The sequence below is a fragment of the Vibrio cionasavignyae genome (assembly GCF_050337155.1).
Lineage (GTDB): Bacteria > Pseudomonadota > Gammaproteobacteria > Enterobacterales > Vibrionaceae > Vibrio > Vibrio nomapromontoriensis.
In genome coordinates, this window is record NZ_JAKJSR010000044.1 from 1 (window position 1) to 6,160 (window position 6,160).

Below are 6,160 nucleotides of genomic sequence, written 5' to 3' on the forward strand. Positions count from 1 at the left end.
GAAAATTGGCGTATGTGGTTGTTGGCTTAGTGGCAAACTTTGAGTTGCCTCTGAGTTTCGTCAACTCAGGCTACGAATTTTTGGACAGTTCAACTCTGTCCCGTCATGTTGGTCATCGGTTTTGAGGGGAGAGCGTTACTTCAAAATCTTGGTGAGCAACGCAGGCATTATCGCACGAAAAAGCTAACAAACTGCTCAAGTGGACGCCATAAGCTTGGCGGTTTTGGTTTGAAGTTAAGTGCGCTTGGCAAGTTAATCGTTAGCGCCACTTAGCAGGGCGTTATGCCTCAGGGACGGAGAGCGATGCAAGGATATAAAGTCAGCACAAACAATTAAGACTTCGACTTTGAGTTTATCTACAAATTTATTTCACAGAGTTATTGGGCTTCTGATATTCCAAGAGAAACTTTGAAAAAGGCGATAGCAAACTCTTTTTGTTTTGGTGTTTTTACTGACACTGGCAATCAAGTTGGCTTTGCACGTCTCATAACAGATAGAGCTACATTCGCTTATCTTGCTGATGTGTTTATTGAAGATCGTTATAGAGGCAAAGGTCTAAGTAAGTTGCTAATACAAACGATAGTCGAACACTCCGATGTAAAAGGGCTGCGCAGGATGGTTTTGGCTACTAGGGATGCTCACGGACTCTATTCTCAATTTGGTTTTAGACCAGTAGAGAATCCAGAGATTCTGATGCAAATCTGGAAACCAGATGTCTATCGTGACTAAAAGGCATAACAAATTGTTCAAGCAGACAGCTAACGTTTGGCGATTTTGGTTTGGTTAAGTTTAGTGATTACGGTGGCTTTGTTTGAGTGTAGTGGTGGTTAGCTGCTACTTAACAAGGCGTTAGTTGCACTTAGAAATTTAGTGGTCAAATCATTGTCCCTTTAACTATGCAGTGACAAGCCCCACTGCTTAACTTTCTTTCCGGTGGCAGCGCCGATAAGCCGTTCGCTTTAGCAATCGAGGTTTCGCGGTACTGCTTTTTGTGTCCGTCTGTGAGCAACGAAAGTGACATCTTCCTCAAACCGTTTTTCAGTGACTTCAGTGGTTTCTTTTTCACGCCAACTCGCATTAACCGAAAGATGTCAGTTCTGTCAGCTATCAAGTACGGCGTGGTGATAGTAATTTGGTTTACAGCAAGCAATGAGCATCTTGGTGCAAATAAAAGAATAGGGGCGTAGGCAACTAACAAACTACTCAAGTGGACGCCATAAGCTTGGCGGTTTTGGTTTGAAGTTAAGTGCGCTTGGTAAGTTAATTGTTAGCGCCACTTAGCAGGGCGTTAGTTGCACTTAGAAATTTAGTGGTCAAATCATTGTCCCTTCAGCTATCCAGCGACAAGCCTCACTGCTTAACTTTCTTTCCGGTGGCAGCGGTAAAGCGTCATTCGCTTTAGCCATCGAGGTTTCGCGGAACTGTTTTTTATGTCCGTCCGTGAGCAACGGAAGTAACATCTTTCTCAACCCGTTTTTCAGTGACTTCGGTGGTTTCTTTTTCGCGCCAACTCGCATTACTCGAAATATGTCAGTTCTGTCAGCTATCAAGTATGGCTTGGTGGTAGTAATTTAGTTTGCGGCAAGCAATGAGCATCTTGGTGCAAATAAAAGAATAGGGGCGTAGGCAACTAACAAACTACTCAAGTGGACGCCATAAGCTTGGCGGTTTTGGTTTGAAGTTAAGCGCTCTTGGTAAGTTAATCGTCAGCGCCACTTAGCAGGGCGTTAGGCTTTCTACAAACATGGAGGTTAAAATGAAGCAAGACTTTTCTAAATTGGCGACAACCGAATATGGGAACATACTTACCAATGACCACTTTATAGATTACAACATTGGCCCTCTTTGGCAGGGTATGCCGCGAATTTTTGGAGAGGCATTCACGGTTCAGTTAGCTTCAGGTGATAATTTAATGCTTCATTCTGCAATATACGAAGCGCCTGAAGGCTCCATAATCGTTGTGGATGGCGTTGATAGTGAGTATGCAGTTGCGGGCGGTAATGTATGCGCAGTTGCTAAGAATCGAGGCATAAAAGGCTTCATTATTGATGGTGTAATCCGGGACTTAGGTGAAATTTCAGATATGAAATTTCCAGTTTTTGCGAAAGGTGTTCACCCGGTACCAGGCAAGAAAAATGTCTATTGTGAGTTGGGTGTTTCAATTACTTGTGGGGGAGTAAAGGTATCTACGGGAGACGTAATTGTCGCTGATTTAGAGGGTATCGTAGTTATACCTAAAGCAAGCGCAGAGGATGTGTTTGTATCGGCCTCAAAGAAAGCACGTGATGAAGCTTCATTAACTCTGCTTGAGTGGGAAGCGAACCACAGAGCTAACATAGCTCTAGCAATAAGTTCTGCGAAACAAAAAGCCTAACAATAAATTTAAGCAGATTCGCAACGCTTGGCACTTTCGGTTTGAATCAACTTTAGTGTTTACGGCACAATGCTTTAGGTGAGCGGTAGCGTTACTCACCACTTAATTTGGCGTTAGTTGCACTTAGAAATTTAGTGATCAAATCATTGTTCTTTTGGCTATGCAGCGACAAGCCCCACTGCTTAACGTTCTTTCCGGTGGCAGCGCCAAAGCGTCATTCGCTTTAGCCATCGAGGTTTCGCGGAACTGCTTTTTGTGTCCGTCCGTGAGTAACGGAAATGACATCTTCCTCAACCCGTTTTTCAGTGACTTCGGTGGGTTCTTTTTCGCGCCAACTCGCATTAATCGAAAGATGTCAGTTCTGTCAGCTATCAAGCTCGGCTTGGTGATAGTAATTTAGCTAACGGCAAGCAGTCAGCACCTTGGTGCAAATAAAAGAATAGGGGCGTAGGCAACTAACAAACTACTCAAGTGGACGCCATAAGCTTGGCGGTTTTGGTTTGAAGTTAAGTGTGCTTGGTAAGTTAATCGTTAGCGCCACTTAGCAGGGCGTTATGTACTTTCACGGAGAAATGGATTTGAACACTTCAGTTGTACATGTAGATATAAGACAAGGCGTACACTACATACTATTTAAGACCTTATTTGATGAGTATTCGTCAAAACTATCAGCAGAAATAGATCCTAATACTGTAAAGAATTTATTTGAGCTGCCATATTTTCATGGTTTTCTCTGTTTCTTTGAAAATCAGCCAGCGGGATTTGCTGTCTGTTTTGAATCTTACTCCACATATCGAGCAAAGAAAGTTATCAATATTCACGATTTCATGGTGTCTGATAACTTTCGAGGTCAGGGTGTAGGTAAAGTTCTACTTCATGGTATAGAGCGGTATTGCCAAGAGTGTGGTGTTCTTAAAATAACTCTGGAAGTCGATGACGAAAATACAGTTGCGAAAAGGCTTTATCGCTCCTGTGACTTTAAAGACTACCAAGTTGAACAAAAGGGCTTACAGCATTGGCAGAAATATCTGCGATAGCAAGTACATAACAAACTGCTTAAGTGGACGCCATAAGCTTGGCGGTTTTGGTTTGAAGTTAAGTGCGCTTGGAAAGTTAATCGTTAGCGCCACTTAGCAGGGCGTTATGCGTCAGTACGGAATTAGCGTACAAACGTTTCTCTACTTCATGATATTCTGACGCGAGATCACCCACATATAGGAGCCGAGTCATGGTAAATCGTGGTGCGTTAATGTTGAGATATTCGCAGGTAGCCGTTGATTGGTTAAACAAAGTTGATCCTGTACCAACTTCTGAGCTGACGGTTGAATCTGTAAATGAAGAGCGTACAGTTTACTTAGTAAGCAATGAAGTAGCGGACTCACCAGATAGCGTCATGGCTTGGGTTAAGCTTAACCATCTGGTGCTATTTGAGGGTGAATTATTTCAATGGTATGTGGATGAGTCGTTATGGCCAAAAAAGCGAAATTGGGCTTTGTTCCAAGAGTGGTTCACTATTGAATGTCATTCAGTTGTTGAAGATACAATGATAGGGCACCCAATCATCGATGATGACGCATAACAAATTGTTCAAGCAGACAGCTAACCGTCGGCGATTTTGGTTTGAATTGAGTTTAGTGATTACGGTGGCTTTGTTTGGGTGCAGTGGTAGTTAGCTGCTGCTTAACAAGGCGTTAGCTTCAAGGGAAGCAGGAAGGACATATGACATATTTATATTGTAAGCAACATGGTGAAGAGAAACTCAACAACGACTATGGAGCGAGTGCTAAAGTCTTCGAGGGTGAGTATACGAAAATTGTTAGCGGTAATCTGAGATCAAACTATGTATGTGATAAATGCAACTTAGATTTGGCTGAAGGTGAAGAGGCGTTTTTGTTCCAGTTTTGTTTAGATTCTCATATTGATTATGTGGAGAATCAATATTTTGACAATCCACATGTGAGTTTTTTCCCAGAAAAATATGAGCTTCAATTTAAGCGTAATGAAAGACATGAGAGTTTTACAATCACTGAGGTTTTAGATATCGACCACTACTTTACAGAGAAGTGAAAAAGAAGCTAACAATCGCTTCAACCTGACTGCCAACCTGTGGCGGTTTTGATTCGGTTTAGCTTATGTGATTACGATGGTATGTTTGGGTTTTGTGCAGTTGGCAGCAAGTTAAGCGGGCGTTAGCAGTTCAAGGAGAACACAATGATTGAAAGGAAGTGTGGTGTCTATCAAGGCAGAAATAAGTCCTCAGCATATAAAGATTTGGTATGGACGGTAGCAACATCATCAGACACTTCTTTTGACATAGTAGGTCAAACTAAACTGACGCTAGAGACGATAGAACAAAACCTTGAAGAGCTAGGTTCTGATAAAACTCAAATAGTAAGTGCACAGGTGTTTATCGCGAATATGCCTGATAAACCTAAAATGGATAAAGTCTGGTGTGAGTGGTTGGGTGAAAACCCAGAACACTGGCCTCAGCGAGCGTGCCTAGGTGTTGCGTTAGAAGGTGACATACTTATTGAAGTCACAGTAACGGCGGTAAGACGTTAGAACACTGCTAACAAACGCTTCAAGTTGATTCGTAACGCTTGGCGGTTTTGGCGTTAATTTTGTTTTGGGTGATTACGGTTTAAAATTTGGCTTCAGTGGTGCGTAACTCACAACTTAAGCGGGCGTTAGTTGCACTTAGAAATTTAGTGGTCAAATCATTGTCCCTTTAGCTATGCAGCGACAAGCCCCACTGCTTAACTTTCTTTCCGGTGGCAGCGCGAAAGCGTCATTCGTTTTAGCCGTCGAGGTTTCGCGGAACTGCTTTTTGTGCCCGTCCGTGAGCAACGAAAGTCACATCTTCCTCAACCCGTTTTTCAGTGACTTCGGTGGTTTCTTTTTCGCGCCAACTCGCATTAATCGAAAGATGTCAGTTCTGTCAGCTATCAAGTATGGCTTGGTGATAGTAATTTAGTTTGCAGTAAGCACTTAGCATCTTGGTGCAAATGAGAGAATAGGGGCGTAGGCAACTAACAAACTACTCAAGTGGGCGCCATAAGCTTGGCGGTTTTGGTTTGAAGTTAAGTGCGCTTGGCAAGTTAATCGTTAGCGCCACTTAGCAGGGCGTTATACGCTTTTTGACTTCATCGACAAAGGGAATTGATTTTGAAGATAATTCGAAGTAAAGAGTTTGTGGCCGACCGAGCGTGGGGTGCTAAAAACATAGCAAGCATGAATGGCATTACCACTCGGTTACATTGGACAGACAAACCATATAAGTGGCATACAAATGATGGTGAAGAAGTGTTTGCTGTCTTAGATGGTGCAGTAGAAATGTTCTACAAAGAAAATGGCGCAGAAAAATCGGCGTTGTTAAATATAGGTGATATTTTTTATGCGTCGGTTGGTACTGAGCACGTTGCTTATCCAGTTGGTATCGCAAGGGTGCTAGTAGTCGAAAACGAAGGTAGCGTATAACAAATTGCTCAAACGGACGCGTAACGTTTCGCGGTTTTGGTTTGCAGTATTGTGCGTTTGGCAAAGTTAGTCGTTAGCGCCGGTTAGCAAAGCGTTTATATGCCAGTAATCAAGAAGTCTACGGCAGCGATAATCTCGTTCCTAAATGTGCTTAGTTCGTTAACTGGTTCAGTTAGTATCTTGGACGGTATACTTGCCATCTGATGAGTGAGAACCACAAACTCACCTTCATCTATATGAATTGTTGGGCATAAATGAGTTGGCGTTTTTTTCTCAAATAGTCCGAGCGGTGTTAATGGGATTACCAAG

At 42.7% G+C, this 6,160-nt stretch carries 10 protein-coding genes; 7 read left to right on the forward strand and 3 right to left on the reverse strand.

Features of this window, described 5'->3' with window-relative positions; all coding sequences use genetic code 11:
• Positions 1–354 precede the first annotated feature (354 nt).
• Positions 355–729, forward strand: a complete 375-nt coding sequence (locus tag L4D74_RS24655; protein ID WP_428755036.1) for a GNAT family N-acetyltransferase — start codon at positions 355–357, stop codon at positions 727–729.
• Between the two features lie 145 nt (positions 730–874).
• On the opposite strand, the gene L4D74_RS24660 is transcribed toward L4D74_RS24655, so the two are convergent.
• Together L4D74_RS24660 and L4D74_RS24665 are read right to left on the reverse strand one after the other, a co-directional pair.
• Positions 875–1,207, reverse strand: coding sequence for a hypothetical protein (locus tag L4D74_RS24660; RefSeq protein WP_428755028.1), 333 nt, complete (start codon positions 1,205–1,207; stop codon positions 875–877).
• 106 nt (positions 1,208–1,313) lie between these two features.
• Positions 1,314–1,460 carry a hypothetical protein gene (locus tag L4D74_RS24665; protein WP_428755029.1) on the reverse strand — a complete coding sequence of 49 codons (147 nt, stop codon included), beginning with the start codon at positions 1,458–1,460 and terminating at the stop codon, positions 1,314–1,316.
• Positions 1,461–1,756: 296 nt separating this feature from the next.
• Here L4D74_RS24665 and L4D74_RS24670 point away from each other — a divergent pair, with 296 nt between their 5' ends.
• From L4D74_RS24670 to L4D74_RS24695, 6 genes are all read left to right on the forward strand, one after another.
• Positions 1,757–2,374, forward strand: a complete 618-nt coding sequence (locus L4D74_RS24670; RefSeq protein ID WP_428755030.1) for an RraA family protein — start codon at positions 1,757–1,759, stop codon at positions 2,372–2,374.
• 572 nt (positions 2,375–2,946) lie between these two features.
• A complete protein-coding gene (locus tag L4D74_RS24675) occupies positions 2,947–3,411 on the forward strand; it encodes a GNAT family N-acetyltransferase (RefSeq protein WP_428755031.1) in 465 nt (154 codons plus the stop codon).
• A gap of 191 nt (positions 3,412–3,602) precedes the next feature.
• Positions 3,603–3,953: a hypothetical protein gene (locus L4D74_RS24680; protein ID WP_103879588.1), complete on the forward strand. Its 351-nt coding sequence runs from the start codon at positions 3,603–3,605 to the stop codon at positions 3,951–3,953.
• Between the two features lie 140 nt (positions 3,954–4,093).
• Entirely contained in the window at positions 4,094–4,441 is a 348-nt protein-coding gene (locus tag L4D74_RS24685) for a hypothetical protein (protein WP_428755032.1), read from the forward strand.
• Between the two features lie 144 nt (positions 4,442–4,585).
• Positions 4,586–4,936: a RidA family protein gene (locus L4D74_RS24690; RefSeq protein ID WP_428755033.1), complete on the forward strand. Its 351-nt coding sequence runs from the start codon at positions 4,586–4,588 to the stop codon at positions 4,934–4,936.
• A 603-nt stretch (positions 4,937–5,539) separates the two neighbouring features.
• Positions 5,540–5,851: a cupin gene (locus L4D74_RS24695; RefSeq protein WP_428755034.1), complete on the forward strand. Its 312-nt coding sequence runs from the start codon at positions 5,540–5,542 to the stop codon at positions 5,849–5,851.
• A 95-nt stretch (positions 5,852–5,946) separates the two neighbouring features.
• On the opposite strand, the gene L4D74_RS24700 is transcribed toward L4D74_RS24695, so the two are convergent.
• Positions 5,947–6,160 (reverse strand): CcdB family protein (locus L4D74_RS24700; RefSeq protein WP_428755035.1); only part of this gene is annotated, 214 nt, incomplete at its 5' end.

Bases quoted from the DNA above. Each gene is read 5' to 3' on its own strand.
- L4D74_RS24685 (WP_428755032.1), top strand. From the start codon at position 4,094: ATGACATATTTATATTGTAAGCAACATGGTGAAGAGAAACTCAACAAC.
- L4D74_RS24680 (WP_103879588.1), top strand. From the start codon at position 3,603: ATGGTAAATCGTGGTGCGTTAATGTTGAGATATTCGCAGGTAGCCGTT.
- L4D74_RS24690 (WP_428755033.1), top strand. From the start codon at position 4,586: ATGATTGAAAGGAAGTGTGGTGTCTATCAAGGCAGAAATAAGTCCTCA.
- L4D74_RS24665 (WP_428755029.1), bottom strand. From the start codon at position 1,460: ATGTTACTTCCGTTGCTCACGGACGGACATAAAAAACAGTTCCGCGAA.
- L4D74_RS24670 (WP_428755030.1), top strand. From the start codon at position 1,757: ATGAAGCAAGACTTTTCTAAATTGGCGACAACCGAATATGGGAACATA.
- L4D74_RS24675 (WP_428755031.1), top strand. From the start codon at position 2,947: ATGGATTTGAACACTTCAGTTGTACATGTAGATATAAGACAAGGCGTA.